The organism is Roseomonas fluvialis, from assembly GCF_022846615.1.
Taxonomy (GTDB): domain Bacteria; phylum Pseudomonadota; class Alphaproteobacteria; order Acetobacterales; family Acetobacteraceae; genus Neoroseomonas; species Neoroseomonas fluvialis.
In genome coordinates this window covers 727970-744484 of sequence record NZ_AP025637.1, presented here as the reverse complement: position 1 = coordinate 744484, position 16515 = coordinate 727970, and the positions used below count along the sequence as shown (strand labels likewise).

Annotated in this window: 16 protein-coding genes; 14 read left to right on the top strand and 2 right to left on the bottom strand. The window is 70.2% G+C overall.

The genetic code is table 11. From position 1 onward, the window contains the following. Positions 1-52 precede the first annotated feature (52 nt). Entirely contained in the window at positions 53-1315 is a 1263-nt protein-coding gene (locus tag MWM08_RS03655; protein ID WP_244458118.1) for a hypothetical protein, read from the top strand. 202 nt (positions 1316-1517) lie between these two features. Here MWM08_RS03655 and MWM08_RS03650 read toward each other — a convergent pair whose 3' ends face one another. Further along, positions 1518-2345: an FkbM family methyltransferase gene (locus MWM08_RS03650; protein WP_244458117.1), complete on the bottom strand. Its 828-nt coding sequence runs from the start codon at positions 2343-2345 to the stop codon at positions 1518-1520. A gap of 101 nt (positions 2346-2446) precedes the next feature. Here MWM08_RS03650 and MWM08_RS03645 point away from each other — a divergent pair, with 101 nt between their 5' ends. The 6 genes from MWM08_RS03645 (at position 2447) to MWM08_RS03620 (ending at position 8455) form a co-directional block, all read left to right on the top strand. After that, a complete protein-coding gene (locus MWM08_RS03645; RefSeq protein WP_244458116.1) occupies positions 2447-3127 on the top strand; it encodes a 3-oxoacid CoA-transferase subunit A in 681 nt (226 codons plus the stop codon). Positions 3128-3266: 139 nt separating this feature from the next. Continuing rightward, the gene (locus MWM08_RS03640) at positions 3267-3932 is read left to right on the top strand and encodes a 3-oxoacid CoA-transferase subunit B (protein WP_244458115.1); all 666 of its coding nucleotides are present in this window, start codon (positions 3267-3269) and stop codon (positions 3930-3932) included. Positions 3933-3989: 57 nt separating this feature from the next. Next, complete coding sequence (locus tag MWM08_RS03635) at positions 3990-5060, top strand: acyl-CoA dehydrogenase family protein (RefSeq protein ID WP_244458114.1); 1071 nt, start codon at positions 3990-3992, stop codon at positions 5058-5060. Then, complete coding sequence (locus tag MWM08_RS03630; protein ID WP_244458113.1) at positions 5057-5827, top strand: enoyl-CoA hydratase/isomerase family protein; 771 nt, start codon at positions 5057-5059, stop codon at positions 5825-5827. Before MWM08_RS03635 ends, MWM08_RS03630 begins: the two co-directional genes overlap by 4 nt. A 4-nt stretch (positions 5828-5831) precedes the next feature. Then, a complete protein-coding gene (locus MWM08_RS03625; RefSeq protein WP_244458112.1) occupies positions 5832-7001 on the top strand; it encodes an acyl-CoA dehydrogenase family protein in 1170 nt (389 codons plus the stop codon). A 59-nt stretch (positions 7002-7060) separates the two neighbouring features. After that, the gene (locus MWM08_RS03620; RefSeq protein ID WP_244458111.1) at positions 7061-8455 is read left to right on the top strand and encodes an amidase family protein; all 1395 of its coding nucleotides are present in this window, start codon (positions 7061-7063) and stop codon (positions 8453-8455) included. A gap of 104 nt (positions 8456-8559) precedes the next feature. Here the strand turns inward: MWM08_RS03620 and MWM08_RS03615 are convergent, their stop codons facing one another. Then, entirely contained in the window at positions 8560-9402 is an 843-nt protein-coding gene (locus MWM08_RS03615) for a DUF805 domain-containing protein (RefSeq protein WP_244458110.1), read from the bottom strand. Between the two features lie 160 nt (positions 9403-9562). On the opposite strand from MWM08_RS03615, the gene MWM08_RS03610 reads away from it, so the two are divergent. The 7 genes from MWM08_RS03610 to MWM08_RS03580 all read left to right on the top strand — a co-directional run bounded on the left by MWM08_RS03610 (position 9563) and on the right by MWM08_RS03580 (position 16377). Continuing rightward, positions 9563-9958, top strand: coding sequence for a hypothetical protein (locus tag MWM08_RS03610; protein ID WP_244458109.1), 396 nt, complete (start codon positions 9563-9565; stop codon positions 9956-9958). A 67-nt stretch (positions 9959-10025) separates the two neighbouring features. Next, a complete protein-coding gene (locus MWM08_RS03605; protein WP_244458108.1) occupies positions 10026-10499 on the top strand; it encodes an L-2-amino-thiazoline-4-carboxylic acid hydrolase in 474 nt (157 codons plus the stop codon). Positions 10500-10505: 6 nt separating this feature from the next. Further along, positions 10506-11300 carry a class I SAM-dependent methyltransferase gene (locus tag MWM08_RS03600; protein WP_244458107.1) on the top strand — a complete coding sequence of 265 codons (795 nt, stop codon included), beginning with the start codon at positions 10506-10508 and terminating at the stop codon, positions 11298-11300. Positions 11301-11353: 53 nt separating this feature from the next. Beyond that, a complete protein-coding gene (locus MWM08_RS03595; protein WP_244458106.1) occupies positions 11354-12334 on the top strand; it encodes a Bug family tripartite tricarboxylate transporter substrate binding protein in 981 nt (326 codons plus the stop codon). Then, positions 12334-13317, top strand: coding sequence for a Bug family tripartite tricarboxylate transporter substrate binding protein (locus MWM08_RS03590; RefSeq protein WP_244458105.1), 984 nt, complete (start codon positions 12334-12336; stop codon positions 13315-13317). The genes MWM08_RS03595 and MWM08_RS03590 overlap by 1 nt, the downstream gene beginning before the upstream one ends. Positions 13318-13386: 69 nt before the next feature. Next, positions 13387-14961 carry an ABC transporter substrate-binding protein gene (locus MWM08_RS03585; RefSeq protein ID WP_244458104.1) on the top strand — a complete coding sequence of 525 codons (1575 nt, stop codon included), beginning with the start codon at positions 13387-13389 and terminating at the stop codon, positions 14959-14961. Then, positions 14962-16377: an amidohydrolase family protein gene (locus MWM08_RS03580; protein WP_244458103.1), complete on the top strand. Its 1416-nt coding sequence runs from the start codon at positions 14962-14964 to the stop codon at positions 16375-16377. It abuts the gene before it with no gap. Positions 16378-16515 lie beyond the last annotated feature (138 nt).

Here is a 16515-nt window from a genome sequence, read left to right as displayed (position 1 = left end):
GCGCGCGCAGCCTGGTCACTGCGCGCTGCGGCGGGGCGGGGCGGGCAGCGCCATGAGACCACCGCTGGTGCTGTATTCCGTCAATCTCGGGGGCTACGACGCCGGGCCGGTCTTGCATCCGGGGACCGACCGGGTCGATGAACGGGTGCTGTTCTCCGACGTGCCGATCGAACGGCTCGGATGGCGCAACGTGGTCGTGCCGCACCATTTCGAGGACACGAAGCGCACCGTCCAGTACCTCAAGACCCGTCCCGACCTGCTGTTCGGGGAGGAGGTCGCGACGGTCTGGGTCGATGGCAGCCTGCACGACATCCGCCTCGATGCCGAAGCGATGGATGGGCTTGTCGCGCCGCCCGGCGTGGTGGTGGCAGCACCGCCGCATCGCCGGCGCACCACCCTGCGTGCCGAGGCCAGGACCGTCGAGGCACTCGGTCTCGACACGCCGGCCGCGATACGTCGTGCCGTCGGGCTGCTCGACGCCATGGGGTTCCCGGACCAGAGCGGCCTGTCGGCGACGCTGTTCGTTTATCGCGACCTGCGCGATGCGCGGGTGCGTGCGGCGGACAGCGCCTGGCAGCGCATGATCCTGCGCGGGTCGCGGCGCGACCAATTGTCCTTCAACGCGGCCTATTGGTCGGCGGGACTGCGCACGCACGACATCCCGGTGCCTTGGGCGGCGCCGAACGCGCTCTTTACCCTGCTGCCGCATCGCCGCGCACGGAACCGCCGCGTCGGCGATGACGCGGCGCACCCCGCCTTCCTCCCCGTGCCGGATGCATTCGTCGACGAGGCCTGGACACATGCGGATGTTGCGATCCTGCGCGACCTGACGGTACCCGCGGCCGGGGACGGCACCCTTGCCTGGGGTGCGAGCCCGCCGGCCGACCCCGCCTTCTCGCTGCCGAGCCCTGCGCTGGCCGCCGCGCGCATGGCACTGAGCGCCGCCGCAAGCCGGGCAGCCTGCATCCGCGACGAGACCGACAGCCAAGGCATCCACGCGGCGTTGTGCCTGCGCGCGAACCCCGCGGCGGTGGTGCTGGCCGACCTCCCGGACGCCGCCGCGCGACGGCTGCGGCGCGCCTTCGGCGACCGCCTGCGCTCGGCGGCATCGCCCGGGCCGGCGGCCGATCTGGTATTGCTGGGCCAGCGCGATACCGGGGGTGTTGCGCGCGTCCCGCCCGCACCGGGGGCGAGCGTGCTGGTCGTGCTCCCGCCCGACGTTCCGCCCGGGCCGGGGCTGTGCGGCCTGGTCGCCGCGGGATGGCGCGAGGAAGCGCCGGCGGCCGGCTGGCTGCGGCGGCTCGCGCGCCCCTGAGACTGCCGGCGGTTGCGCGGGTAGCCTCTGCGCACACGACGCCATGGCGTGGGGTGCCATCGGATGTGCCGCCTGCCATGCCTGAGCCGCTTCTGCTTGCCTTGGCTCACGACTCCGCGGCCAGCCATTTGCGTTGGCAAGTGTCTTCACCCGGCCCGATGGTTCCATCCGATCCGGATCGGCTCGAGCGGCGTAGCGTGCGTCAGGTCATGCACCCCTCGGCCACGGCAGCGACGTTGGTCAGCAGGAGATCGGTCGTCCCGGCCGGCAGGGCAGCGCCGGGGTCGATCGGCGCGACGCCGTCCTTGCTGATCGCGAGCACCCGCCCGGCGGCCTGCAGCCGGCCGAGGAACTGCATCGGCTGCGTGCCTGCAGCGCGCAAATGCGCCCGGTTGAATTCCAGGACCATGAAGAAGGGCCGCGCCAGGACCGCCTGTGCACCGGCCACCAGGCGTTCCTCGTGGCCCTCGACATCGACCTTGATCGCAACCAGGCGCGGTTCGGGCCGCGCCTCGGCCATGAGGGTGTCGAGGGTGGTGACCTCGACCTCGATCTCGGCGTGGGACTGCGCCCCCGGGCCCTTGTAGCCTGCGTCGGACGCGCGGAAATCGAGCGACGAGGTGCCAGACCACTTTTCGTCGAGGTGCAGAGGCAGCCGGCCGCGATGATCGGACACCGCTGCCTCCCGGATGGCGAAGCGGTCGGCGTCGGGATGGCTCGCGACGGAACGGGCCAGCACCCGCGCGAGCGCCGGGTTGGGTTCCGCCAGCACGATCCTGCAGCCGGCGGCGATGCGCAGGGGCAGGCTCATCTCCCCGTGGTTGGCGCCAATGTCGAGGATCAGGTCCGGCGAGAAGCGATCGATCAACCCCATCCACAGGCGCAGGATGCGCGGCTGGGTCACGCCGCGCGCGCGGCGCAGCGCCTGCGCACGGTTGTCGCCGGCCAGCAGAAACATGGTCGCGCCGCTCGCCGCCAGGTCGATCCGATCCCGAGGGGCAGGCGGGGTCGGCTTGGTCGGGATCGACACCGCGGGCGGGTCCTCTGGAAATCGGCGAAGCGCCGTGCGAAGCACATGCGGGACCAAGACTGAGAGGACAGCCCGAAGCTGTCCAGCGGAGGGACGCGGGCGTGATCAACAAGATCGTACAATCCATGGCCGACGCCATGGCCGGCATCAAGGACGGATCGACCGTGCTGATCGGCGGCTTCGGCGCCGTGGGCCAGCCCGACGAGTTGATCGAGGCGCTGATCGAACAGGGTGCCAAGGACCTGGTCTGCGTCGCGAACAACGCGGGTAACGGGCGCGTGGGGCTGGCGAAGCTCATGGAGCTCGGTCGCGTGCGCAAGATCATCTGCTCCTTCCCGCGCTCCGCCGGGTCGGTGGTGTTCGAGGAACTGTACCGCGCCGGGAAGATCGAGCTCGAGATCGTGCCGCAGGGCACCATGGCCGAACGCATGCGCGCGGCGGGTGCGGGCGTACCGGCCTTCTTCACCGCGACGTCGGTCGGCACCATCCTGGCGAACGGCAAGGAGCACCGCGAGTTCGGCGGTCGCACCTATGTGATGGAGCACGCGCTGCGCGGCGACGTGGCGCTGGTGGAAGGCTGGGAGGGCGACCGCTGGGGCAACCTGACCTATCGCGCGAGCGGGCGGAACTTCAACCCGGTGATGGCGATGGCGGCGGACCTCACGATCGCGCAGGTCTCGCATATCCGAGAATTGGGTGAGATCGTCCCGGAGAACGTGCACACGCCGGGCATCTTCGTCAGCCGCGTCATCCAGGTGGATCGCGGGCCGGCTTGGGCGTAATCCATTCGATCGCCAGCGGGCGCGGGGTCGCGAGGGCCGAGCACCCGCAGGCGTGAACCGGATGGCACAGGATGGGCATCCATCCGATCGCCGCAGGGCGCAGGGCCGGGAGGCCCAAGCACCCGGAGGCGTGAATCGGATGGTCGAACGAAAGGAGGATTCCATGCAGGGCTTCGACCGCAAGGCCATGGCCGCGCGCCTGGCGCACGACATCCCCGAGGGCTGGTACGTCAACCTCGGCATCGGCATCCCGACCATGGTCGGCGACTATGTGCCTTTGGATCGCGAGGTGATTCTGCATTCCGAGAACGGCATCCTCGGCATGGGTCCCGCGCCGGCGCCGGACAAGGTGGACCCCTGGCTGGTGAACGCCGGCAAGCAGGCGGTCACGCTGCGTGCGGGCGGGTCGTACTGCCACCACGCGGATTCCTTCGCGATGATCCGCGGCGGGCATATCGACCTGTGCGTGCTCGGCGCCTTCGAGGTCGCGCAGAACGGCGACATCGCGAACTGGGCGACCAGCGAGAACGACACCGCGCCGGCCGTCGGTGGTGCGATGGACCTCGGCGCCGGGGCGAAGCGGCTCTGGGTCATCATGGAGCACACCACCAAGGATGGCCGCCCGAAGCTGGTGGAGCGCTGCGGCTACCCGCTGACCACGCCGTCGGCGGTGAAGCGCGTCTACACCAACCTCGGCGTCTTCGACGTGTCGCCCGACAAGGGCTTCGTCGTCGTGGACCTGGCGCCGGGGGTGTCGCTTGAGGATGCGCAAGCTGCGTCGGGTGCGGTGCTGCACACGCAGTGACGCGGCGGCACGACAGGGCACCGGGGGCATGAACCCCCGGGCATTTGAGAGGAAACGATGAGCGCAGCGATCGACGACCGCACCGAATCCATCCGCATGATCCGCGACAGCGCCGGCGCCGTCGCGCCGCGCGGTGGTGACAGCAAGCGCGTGCGCGCGCTGCGCTTCACGCCCACAGGCTTTGACCGCGCAGTCTTCGCAGAGATGGGTGCCCTGGGCTGGTTTGGCCTGGCGGTGCCGGAGGAAGCCGGCGGCGCCGGCCTGGGCATGAGCGAGGCGGTCGCCTTGGCGGAGGAACTCGGCGCAGGGCTGGCGCCGGAGCCGCTCGTGCCGGCGATGCTCTCCGGGCGGCTGCTTGCCGCGGGCGACGACGCCGCGCTGCTCGGCGGAGCCCTCACGGGCGAGAAGGTGGTACTGACCGCCTGGCAGGAACGCGCCGATACGCTCACCGTGCCAGGCACGCCGGATGCGCCGCGCGTCTTCATCCCGATGGCGGCGGGTGCGGACACCTTCCTGCTGCCGGTGCGCGAGGCGAACCGGATCGCGCTGCACGCCCTGCCCGCCGCGGGCGCGGATGTGACGATCGAGAAGGCGATGGATGGCGGGAACATCGGCACGTTGCGCGCCGACCTCTCGCGCGCCACACGCGTGGCCGACGATGTCGGCGCCGTCATCGAGCAGGCGCTGGACGAGGCCGCGCTCGCGACCTCCGGCCTGATGCTCGGCCTGATGGAGCGCGCCTTCGAGATGACGCTGGCCTACCTGAGGACGCGCCAGCAATTCGGCCGCATCATCGGCACCTTCCAGTCGCTGCAACACCGCGCGGCGGATCTGAAGGTGCATATCGCGCTGACGCGCGCCGCGGTGGAATCCGCCGCCGCGGTGCTGGATTCCGGCGCGACCGGCGCGGTGCGCCAGGCGGCGGTGTCCAAGGCGAAGCATCGCGCGGCGGAATCGGGGATGCTGGTGCTGCGCCAATGCATCCAGTTGCATGGCGGCATTGGCTACACGGATGAATACGATGTCGGGCTGTATCTGCGCCGCGGCATGGTCATCATGAACCAGTACGGGTCAGCCACGTTGCACCGGCGGCGATTCATGGCGCTGGCGCCGGAGGATGTGGAATGAGCGACGCCGCCAAAGTGCGCGAGGAGCTGGACGGCAACGTCCTGATCCTCACCATCGACTACCCGTCGCGCAAGAACGCGATCGGCCCCGGCGTGCGCCAGGCGCTGGAGGAAGCGATCGAGCGCGCGCACGAGGACAAGGCCGTGCGCGCCATCGTCATCACCGGCGCGGGCGGCACCTTCTGCGCCGGCGGCGACATCTCGAACATGAATGTCGGCACCGCGCTGGATGGGCGCGACCGGATGCGCCGCACGCATCGCCTGGTGCGGCTCATGGCGCGCGGTGCGAAGCCGCTGGTCGCGGCGGTGGAAGGCTGGGCGGCGGGGGCCGGCATGGCCGTGGCCTGTGCCTGCGACACCGTCGTTGCCGCCGAGGATGCCCGCTTCGTCGCAGGCTTTCACAAGATCGGCCTGATGTCGGACATGGGGTTGCCGTGGTTCCTGCCGCGCCGCGTGGGCGTGGGCCGCGCGCGACGCATCCTGTTCTACCATGAGGTCACGGGCGCGGCGGAAGGCGAGCGCATCGGCCTGGTGGATTTCGTCGCACCCCCGGGCAAAGCGCTGGAAGTCGCGCTCGAGAAGGCGCGCTTCCTCGCCGCCGAGGCCGCGGGGCCGATCGAACTGACGAAGAAGATCCTGTCCGAGGGCCTGGACGAAGCGCTCGCCGACGAGGCCACCTTCCAGGGCCTGCTGTTCACCACGCGCGATTTCCAGGAAGGCCGCGCGGCGTTCCTGGAAAAGCGCAAGCCGAACTTCGCCGGAGGCTGAACCGATGGTCGCCATCACCCCGAACGAACCGCAGGACCTGAACCTGCTGGATGACGAGACCTTCCGCACGCATGTGCGCCGCTGGATCGAATCCAACTACCCGGCCGAGCTCCGCAACCCGCCCAAGCGCCTGCATTGGGAAGAGAACAAGCCCTGGTACTTCAAGCTGGCCGAGAAGGGCTGGCTGTGTCCCGGCTGGCCGCGCCAGTTCGGCGGCCTGGGCCTGTCGCCGGCCAAGCAGATCATCTTCACCGAGGAGATCGAGCGCCACGGCTGCGCGCGCACCAACGACCACGGCATCGTCATGGTCGGCCCGCTGCTGATCAACCACGGCACGCCTGAGCAGCAGCAGGAATTCCTACCGAAGATCCTGTCCGGCGAGCACATCTGGTGCCAGGGCTATTCCGAACCCAATGCCGGGTCCGACCTGGCCGCGCTGCGCACCGAAGCCGTGCTGGATGGCGACACCTACGTGGTGAACGGCCAGAAGATTTGGACCACGCTGGCGATGGACGCCAACTGGTGCTTCCTGCTGGTGCGCACCGACAAGAATGCGAAGAAGCAGGAGGGAATCTCCTTCCTGCTGGTCGACATGGCGACGCCGGGCATCACGGTGAAGCCGATCATCAACCTCGAGTACCATGACGAATTCTGCGAGGTGTTCTTCGACAATGTCCGCGTGCCCGCGCGCAACCTGGTCGGTACGCCGAACCGTGGCTGGGACATGGCGAAGGCGCTGCTGTCCTTCGAGCGCATCTACCTCGGCTCGCCGCGGCTTTCGGCCTATGCCTTCGCGCGGCTGCGCCAGCTCGCGGAACGCATGGGCATGTGGGAGGAACCGGCCTTCCAGGAGAGCTACGGCCGGCTGCGGATGGACCTCGAGGACCTGAAGTCGCTGTATGGCTCCTTCGTGGACAAGCTGCGGCGCGGGGAAACGCTCGGCCCCGACGTGTCGATGCTGAAGCTGTTCCAGACGGAACTCTTCCAACGCATCACCGACACCATGCTGGAGATCGCCGGCGAGAATGCCGGGCTGCTGGAACCCATGGAGGGCAACCGCAACCTCAACCCGACCGGGCAATACATCCAGGCGCGCCCGGCGACGATCTATGGCGGGTCGAACGAGATCCAGCGGAACATCCTGAGCAAGAACGTGCTGGGGCTGCCCGGCTGATTTGACCACGGCGGTGGCGCGCGGGACCATCCGCGCGCCACCAGCCGCGGAACGCATCCATGACCGACCTCTGGCGCCTGTCCGCCACCGACCTCGCGGCCCGCATCCGCGCCCGCCAAGTCTCCGCCACCGAGGTCGCGCGCGACGCCCTCGCCCGCCTCGACGCCACGAACCCGCGCATCAACGCCGTGGTGGACCATCGGCCGGAGGACGTGCTGGCCCAGGCCACCGCCATCGACGCCGCCTTCGCGCGCAACGAGAACCCCGGCCCGCTCGCCGGCGTGCCCGTCACCATCAAGGTGAATGCCGACCAGCAGGGCTACGCCACCACCAACGGGCTGCGCTTGCAGAAGGACCTGGTCGCGCAACAGGACAGCCCGGTCGTGGCCAATTTGCGCAAGGCCGGCGCGGTGCTGCTCGGGCGCACCAATACGCCGGCTTTCTCGCTGCGCTGGTTCACCCGCAACACGCTGCACGGCCACACGCGCAACCCGCGCGATCCGTCGATCACGCCGGGCGGTTCGTCCGGCGGCGCGGCGGCCGCTGTCACCGCCGGCATCGGCGCCATCGCGCATGGCACCGATATCGGCGGCTCCGTGCGTTACCCGGCCTACGCCTGCGGCGTGCACGGGCTGCGGCCGACGCTCGGGCGCATCCCGGCCTGGAATGCATCTGGCGCGGAGCGCCATATCGGCGGGCAGCTCATGGCGGTCAGCGGGCCGATCGCGCGGACCATCGCCGATGTCGGGCTCGCCTTTGCCGCGATGTCCGCACGCGACATCCGCGACCCCTGGTGGGTCGGCGCGCCGCTGGACGGCCCGCCCGCGCCCAAGCGCGCCGCGCTGTGCCTCAACCCCGATGGCATGGCGGTGCAGCCCGCCGTCACCGACGCCCTGCGCGATGCCGCCCGCCGCCTCGAATCCGCCGGCTGGACAATCGAGGAAGCCGAGACCCCGCCGCTGCGCGAGCCCGCCGCGTTGCAGGCCATGCTGTGGCTGGCGGAATCCCGCCGCGGCATGAACGCCGCCCTGCATCACGAAGCCGACCCCGACGCCAGCTTCGTCTTCGCGCAGATGGAAGCGCTCTGCCCGCAGCCGGACCTCAACGCCTTCATGGATGGGCTGCAGAAGCGCGCCACCTTCGTGCGCCAGTGGATGGAATTCTTCGAACGCTTCCCGGTCGCAATCACCCCGGTCTCCGGCGAATTGCCGTTCCGCGACAACGAGGATGTCGAGAGCCCCGAAGCCTTCCGCCGCATCATCGACGCGCAACTCACGCAGGTGGGCCTGCCGCTGATGGGCCTGCCCGGCCTGACCGTGACCACCGGCCTGGTCGGCACGGTGCCGGTCGGCGTGCAGCTCCTGGCGGGGCGCTACCGCGAGGACCTGTTGCTGCAGGCCGGCGCCGTCATCGAGGCGGCCGGCACGCCGCCCTCGCCGGTCGACCCCGCCTAGGGTCGTTTCCGCTCGCCCTGGCTCGCGGCAGCGCCTCACACTCCTGCGTTCGCGAGCAGATTCCGATTAGACGATCCCGTCTGATCGGAATTTGCTCGCGCGCGTCAGTCGCGCCGCACCGGCGGCACGCTCCCGCCGCGCCCAGGCCCCGTCCAGGGGCCCTGCGGCGGTGGCTGCCCATAGCCGGGCGAGGGCTGCCCATACCCAGGCGGGGGCTGTCCATAGCCGGGTGGAGGCTGGCCATAGCCGGGCGGAGGCTGCCCGTATCCTGGGGGCGGGGCGCCATAGCCAGGCGGCGGCGCCCCTTGCCCCTGCTGCGGCGGCCAACCCTGCGGCGGTGCCTGCCAGCCCTGCTGCGGCGGAGGCTGCCATTGCGGCGGCTGCCAGCCCTGGGGCGGCGTACCCGGCTGCCATTGCGGGCCGCCCGCACCACCCAACGGGTCAGGGCCAAAGCGGTTCGGCCCGAGCGTTCCGCGCAGGAAGCCGGTCTCGATGAACAGCCACAGGGCGAAGCCGAGGACCACCAAGCCCGCCGCCAGCAGCACCAGGATCGCGGCCGGCGCGAGTTCCGGCGCGACCCCGTCGCGGCGCATCTCGTACATGCCCACCAGCACGCCGGCGAGCATCGCAAAGGCGATCACCCCGACGGCCGCACTCACGAGGTAGAAGGCACCGATCCACCAGCCCGTTCGGTTCCTGTCGTGCAGCCGCTTGATGGTGCCCGCGAGCATTGGCCAGAGCGACAGCAGCGATACCACGCCGCTGATCGGCGCCACCGACATCGCATCCGCCGGCACCGCATCGGCCATGACTTCCGGCGCCAGGCCCAACGCCAGGTCCAGCGCATTCGCCACGATGCTCGCCACGAAGATCGGCACCACGTAGCCAAGCCAGAACGTCTTGCGGCCGATCCGCCCGCGGAAGCTGAACCACTGCCCGATCGTCATGCACCCGACCCCGCCTGCGAAGCTCTTCAGACCACCATGGCCACGCACCGCCGCGCAAGCCCGTGGCATCTTGCCCGCGTAACCCTGGTTGCATACCGTCGCATCGGGAAACATGAGGCGGGCCGGGTGGCGCGCCGCGTCACCGCCGGGAGAGCACTTGATGATTCGCCGCAAGATCCTTGCCCTGTTCGCCGTCATGGGCGCTGCCGCCGTGTCGGCCTGCGCGCCGCAGACAGTGTATGTGCCGCAGCCCGTCGCGATTGCGCCGCAGCCGATGGCGCCAGTCTGCGACACGCGCTTCCAGGTGGTGAACAATTCGTCCCGGCCTGTCTTCTCGCTGCAGTACAGCCATGCCAGCCGCAACGACTGGGGCGTGGACCAGCTCGGCCAGGCCATGATCCCGGTCGGCGGCGTGTGGAACGCACGCGCGGCCAATGCCGGCCTGTACGATTTCCGCATCACCTGGAACGGTGGCGGGGCGGCGGAACTGCGCCGGGTCGACATCTGCCGGGCCAGCCGCATCGTGGTGACGAACCGCGGGCTTTACGCGCAGTAAGCCGCTCGCCGCCGCCGCTGCACCGATATAGCCTCCCCGCCGGGACCACCGGTGGGGAGGCTTTTTCATGTCCGATGAACGCCTGGGCATTCTCGAGCAGCGCCGCATCGAGGCCGCCTTCGCCAAGGGCATCTATGAGGAAATGGCCGCCGAGCTCGGCGCGGAACGCGCCAAGGCCATCCTGTCACGCGCCGTGGTCAAGCTGGCGAAATCCACCGCGGCCGAGATGGCGAAGGAAGGACCCGGCGGACAGCCCTCGCTCGAACACTTCATCGCCCTGCAGCCGCTCTGGACCAAAGGCGATGCGCTGCGGATCGACACGCTGCGCAAGGACGCGACGCATTACGACTTCAACGTCACGCGCTGCCGCTATGCCGAGATGTACAAGGCCATGGGCATCGCCGAACTCGGCGCCGTGCTGTCCTGCAACCGCGACGGCGCCTTCTGCGAGGGCTACGACCCGAAGCTGAAGCTCGAACGCACGCAGACCATCATGGGCGGGGCGACGCATTGCGACTTCCGCTACCGCATGGAGGAGTAGCGCGTCGTGTCCGGCTATGTCGCGACGGACGGCCAGGCCTATGAACGCAGCATGGGCCGCTGGAGCAGGCGGCTGGCGGAGCCCTTCCTGGATGCTCTCGCGCTGCCGCCCGGCGGTACGGTGCTCGACGCCGGCTGCGGCACCGGCGCGCTGGCCGACGCGATCGCCGCGCGCGACACCACCGCGCGCATCACCGGCGTGGACATCAGCGAGGCCTTCCTGGTCACCGCGCGCGCCCGCGTGCCGGGTGCGGCGTTCCGCACCGGCGACATCGCGCGGCTGCCCGATCCCGATGGCACCTACGACGCCGCCCTGTCGCTGCTGGTGCTGCAATTCGTGCCCGACCGCGCGGCGGCGGTGGCCGAGATGGCGCGCGTGACGAAGCCCGGCGGGCTGGTCGCAGCCGCGATGTGGGACTTCACCGGCGGCTTCGGCTTCCTGCGCGCCTTCGCCGATTCCGTCGCCGCCGCCGAACCCGATGGCGAGGCCTTCCGCACGCGCTACTGGGGTGATGCGGTGGGTTCGCCCGGGCGGCTCGCCGCGCTGTTGACGGCCGCGGGCCTGCACGCCGTGGCGGAGCGCGACATCATGATCCGCCAGCATTTCTCAGACTTCGCCGATTGGTGGGACCCTTGGCTGACCGGCCAGGGCATTGCAGGCGCCTTCGTGGCCACGCTGCCGCCGGACCGCCTCGCGCGGGTCGCGGCACTGGCACGCCGGGCCTACCAGGCGGGCGCGCCGGATGGCCCGCGGTCCTTCGTGGCGGTGGCACGGCTGGCGACGGGTCGCCGCGGGGCGTGACGGCGGCGGCGCGCCGCGCGATGATGGCCGCAAGAAACCACCGGAGGACGCCCATGACCCGCTTCACGCGCCGCACCGCGCTTGCGCTGCCGATTGCCATACCCGCTGCAGCATCCGCGCAGGAATGGCGCCCTGGCCAGCAGGCACGCATCGTCGTTCCCGCCGCGCCGGGTGGCACCACGGACATCATGGCGCGCCTGCTCGGCCAGTTCCTGCAGGCGCGCTGGGGCACGCCGGTGGTGGTCGAGAACCGCTCGGGTGGCGGCGGCACCATCGGCACGATGGAAGTCGTGCGCGCGGCCGCCGATGGCCGCCACATGCTGATGGGCAATATCGGCCCACAGGCGATCGGCTATTCGCTGTTCCGCAACCTGCAATACCGGCCCGACAGCCTGGCGCCGGTCGCCAACGTCATCCGCGGGCCGAACGTGCTGGTGGTGCATCCGTCGGTGCCGGCACGCACCGTGCCGGAATTCGTCACCTGGCTGAAGCAGCAGGATGGGCGGGCATCCTATGGCACCTCTGGGCTCGGCCAGTCGCCGCATCTGTCGGGCGTGTGGTTCAACCAGCTGACCGGCACGCGGTCCGAGGCGGTGCATTTCCGCGGCGCCGGGCCGCTGCTGATCGACCTGGTCGCGGGCAATGTCCAGTTCGCCTACGACAACCTGACCACCGCGATCGAACACATCCGCGGTGGCCGGCTGCGCCCGCTCGGCGTGACCAGCGCGGACCGTTCGCCGCAACTACCCGACCTGCCGGCGCTGCGCGAGACGATGCCCGAACTGGCCCCCTACGATGTCTCGACCTGGTTCGGCCTGTTCGTGCCCGCGGGCGTGGCGCCCGAGATCGTGCGCAGCATCAATGCGGATGTGCAGGCGCTGCTCGGCGCGCCGGACACCCAGGCACGCTTCGCACAGATGGGCGGCGTGCCGGCCCCCGGCAGTGCCGCCGACTTCGCCGCCTTCGTGCGCGCCGAAACGACGAAATGGGGCGAGGTGATCCGTCGCGAAGGCCTGCAGATGGATGCCACGTGATGGCGCGCGCCACACGCCGGGCGGCGCTGGCCGCCCCCCTTGCCGCACTGCCGCTGGCCGTGCGCGCGCAGTCCTGGCGGCCAGCCGGCCAGGTGCGCATCATCGTGCCCGCCGCGGCGGGCGGCACCACCGACATCATGGCGCGGCTGCTCGCGCAGTTCCTGCTGACTCGCTGGGGCACGCCGGTCGTGGTCGAGAACCGCGCCGGCGGCGGCGGCACCATCGGCACGCTCGAGATGGTGCGCGCGCGCCCGGACGGCACCACGCTGATGCTCGGCAATATCGGGCCGCAGGCGATCGCCTATGCGCTGTTCCGCAACCTGCCCTATCGCGCCGAACAGATCGCGCCGATCGCGGGCACCATCCGCGGACCGAACGTGCTGGTGGTGAACCCGAACGTGCCGGCGCGCACGGTGGCGGAACTGGCCGCCCTGCTGCGCGCGCGGCCGGGCGAGATCCCGTATGCATCCACCGGCGTGGGGCAGTCGACGCATCTCTCGCCCGTGCTGATGCTGCAACTGCTGAACGCGCAGGCGATCCACGTACCGCATCGCGGATCCGCGCCGGCACAGATCGAAATCCTGTCCGGCAACGTCGCCTTCCTGATCGACAACCTGACCGGCATCATCGGCCATATCCAGGCTGGGCGCGTGCGTGCGCTGGCGGTGACCAGCGCCGATCGCCACCCGCTGCTGCCCGACGTGCCGGCCATGCGCGAGACGATGCCCGAACTCGCGACCTACGACGTGAACACCTGGTTCGGCCTGTTCGGTCCCGCCGGCCTGCCGCCCGAGATCGTCACCAGCCTGAACGCCGAGGTGATGGCGCTGCTGGCCCTGCCCGACACTCAGCGCCGCTTCGCCGATCTGGGCGGCGTGGGCATGCCCGGCAATGCCGAGGCCTTCGCCGCTTTCGTACGCAGCGAGACCACGAAATGGGCTGAAGTGATCCGTCGCGAGGGTCTGCAGCTCGACGCCGGCTGATCACCCCCGTTGACGACGGCGCCATCGCGGCATGAGCCTGAGCGCCGCACCGACCCGGAGGCCTCGACCATGCGCCTGATCCCCGCCGCCGCAGCGGCCTTCATGCTGGCGGCCGCCACGCCCGCTGTCGCGCGCAGCTTCACCTGGTCCTTTGCGGCGGACATCCTCACGCTGGATCCGCATTCGTCGAACAACACCTTCACCAACGCTTTCCTCGACAACGTGTTCGAATCGCTGGTGCGTCACAATCCGCGGCTCGAACTGGAACCCTCGCTGGCAATGCGGTGGGAGGTGGTCTCGCCCACGGTGTGGCGCTTCCACCTGCGCGAAGGCGTGCGCTTCCACGGCGGCGAGACCTTCGGCGCCGAGGATGTCGTGTTTTCCTGGCAGCGCCTGAACACGCCCGGTGCGCTGGCGCGCGGCGTGCTGGGCGGCGTCATCAAGGAGGTGCGCCAGACCGGCCCGCTGACCGTCGAGATCGAGACGCAGCGCCCCTTCCCGATCCTGCTCAACGCGCTGACGCAGATGCACATCCTGGACAGCGGATGGGCGGCCGCGAACAACGCGACGGCGGCCACCAACCTTTCTCAGCGCGAGGAAGGGGCGGCGACGCGCACGCCCAATGGCACCGGCCCCTTCCGCATTCGATCACGCGAGGTCGAAGGCCCGACCGTGCTGGTGCCCTTCGAGGCCTGGTGGGACCGTCCGCAGCACAACCTGACGCAGGTGACTTTCCAGCCAATCCGCAACGCGGCCACGCGCACGGCGGCGTTGCTCGGCGGGCAGATCGACGCGCTGGTGGAACTGCCGATCCAGGACATCCCGCGCGTCGAGGCGAATGCCGGGCTGCAGGTGGTGCAGGGGCCGGAGCTGCGCACGATCTACCTCGGCTTCGACCATCATCGCGACGAGCTCGCCTATTCCGACGTCCGCGGGCGCAATCCGCTGAAGGACATCCGCGTGCGCCGCGCGATCTACCAGGCGATCGACGTCGAGGCGCTGCGGCGGTCGGTCATGCGCAACAATTCCTGGATCGCCGGCACCATGGCGAGCCCCTTCCTTTCGGGCGCGCCAGACGACATCAACACGCGCACCTTCCCGTTCGACCCGGAAGCGTCGCGCCGCCTGCTGGCGGAGGCGGGGTATCCGGACGGCTTCTCGATCGGCCTGGCCTGCCCAAATGATCGCTACGTCTATGACGAACGGCTGTGCATCGCGATCTCCGGCATGCTGCAGCGCGTCGGCATCCGCATCATCCCGCAGTTCGAGACGCTCAACGTCTGGTCGCGGCGCATCAATGCGTTGGACGTGTCGATGTTCATGCTGGGCCATGCGGGGCTGCCGCTGGCGGACAGCTATTCCACGCTGTCGGAGGTGCTGCGCACGCGCACCGACCGCACCGCGGGGCTGAACGTGGGCCGCTGGTCGAATGCGGAATTCGACGCGCTGGTGGATCGCGTGGCCGAGGAAGGCGACGAGACGCGCCGCCGCGCGCTGATCCGCGAGGCACTGCTGGTTGAAAAGCGCGAGGTCGCCCATGTGCCGCTGCACCAGCAGCCGGTGGTCTGGGCGGCGCGGCGGAATATCGAACTCGCGCAGTCGCCGGACAATCGGCTGAGGCTGCGCCATGTGCGGGTGAATTGAATGGCTGATCTTCTGGTTTCCGGCGGCACCGTCATCTCGATGGATGGGGCGCGCCGCGTCATTGCAGATGGCGCGGTAGCGGTGACGGGCGACACCATCGTCGCGGTCGGCCCGCGCGCCGAGGTCGAGGCCGCGCACGCCGCGCCGAAGCGCATCGATGCGCGCGGCAAGGCCATCCTGCCCGGTCTGATCGACGGCCACGCCCATGCCGGGCACGGCCTGGTCAAGACCATGGGCAGTGGCGATTCCGCCGCCTGGTCGGAAGCCTGCCGGATTATCTACACCCTCGCCTCGCCGCCGGAATTCTGGCGCGCGGAGGCAGCGCTGGCCGCGCTGGAACAACTGAAGTTCGGCATCACCACGTCGGTCATGTTGCTGGGCGGCGGCGATTCGATCGGCCGCGTGGACGACCCGGCGCATGGCGATGCGCATGTGGCGGGTGTGAACGCCATCGGCATCCGTCGCATCATGGTGCTGGGCCCGACGCGCCCGCCTTTCCCGCGCCCCTATCGCGGCGTGGACGGCACGGTGCGCGACGTGGCGTTCGAACAGCAGGCCGAAACCATCGCGACGCTGGTGGAGCGCCACCACGGCAAGGGTCGCATCACCTGCGCGACGCTGATGCCAGTCTATCGCGAGGCGACGCACGACCCGGCGAAGGTGGCGGAGATCGAGGAGCAGGGCCGCGTCATCCGCGACATCGGTACGCAGGCCGGTACGCTGTTCCACCAGGACGGCCACCGCAGCGGGTCGATCGAGATGGCCGACCGCATGTTCGGCCTGCTCGGCCCCGATGCCTGGCTGTCGCATTGCACCGACCTCACCGAGGAGGACATCGCGACGCTGGTGCGCACGGGAGCGTCGGTGGTGCACAACCCGTCCGCCATCGCCGCGGTGCGCGGGTTCTGCCCGGCGATTGCCATGATGGATGCGGGTGTCACGGTCATGCTGGGCAGCGACGGCACCGCGCCGGATCGTAGCACCGACATGTTCCGCCACATGTTCCAGGCCATGCGGTACCACCAGCGCGCCGCGCGGGATGAATCCCTGCTGCCGCCGGGCAAGGCGCTGGAGATGATCACCATCGACGCCGCGAAGGGCCTCGGCATGGCGGACCGCGTCGGCAGCCTGGAAGTCGGCAAGCAGGCCGACATCATCACCGTGGACCTGCACGCGCCGCACATGCTGCCGGCGAACATGCCGGTGCATCGCGTGGTGTACTTCGCCGGTGGCGGCGATGTGCGCGACGTGGTTGTGGCCGGCGATATCCTGATGCGCGACCGGGTGGTGCCGCATGTCGACGAGGCCGCGGTGCGCGAGGACGCGGATGGCGCGACCGCTGCGATGCTGGCGCAGGCCGGGCTCTCGGCGATGGTGGCGGAGGATCCTGGCTGGGGGCGGACGCGTCGCGGCTGAGGCTGCGCGATTCGCAGTAGGTGGCTGCGACCGCGTACGACAACGCTGGGCGCGAGGCCTGCGTGCCGGCAGGCCCAATCGCACCCACGCGGCCCGAAGGGCACGTTGAACCGGGCCGCGGTTCGGGCCACGCTGCGT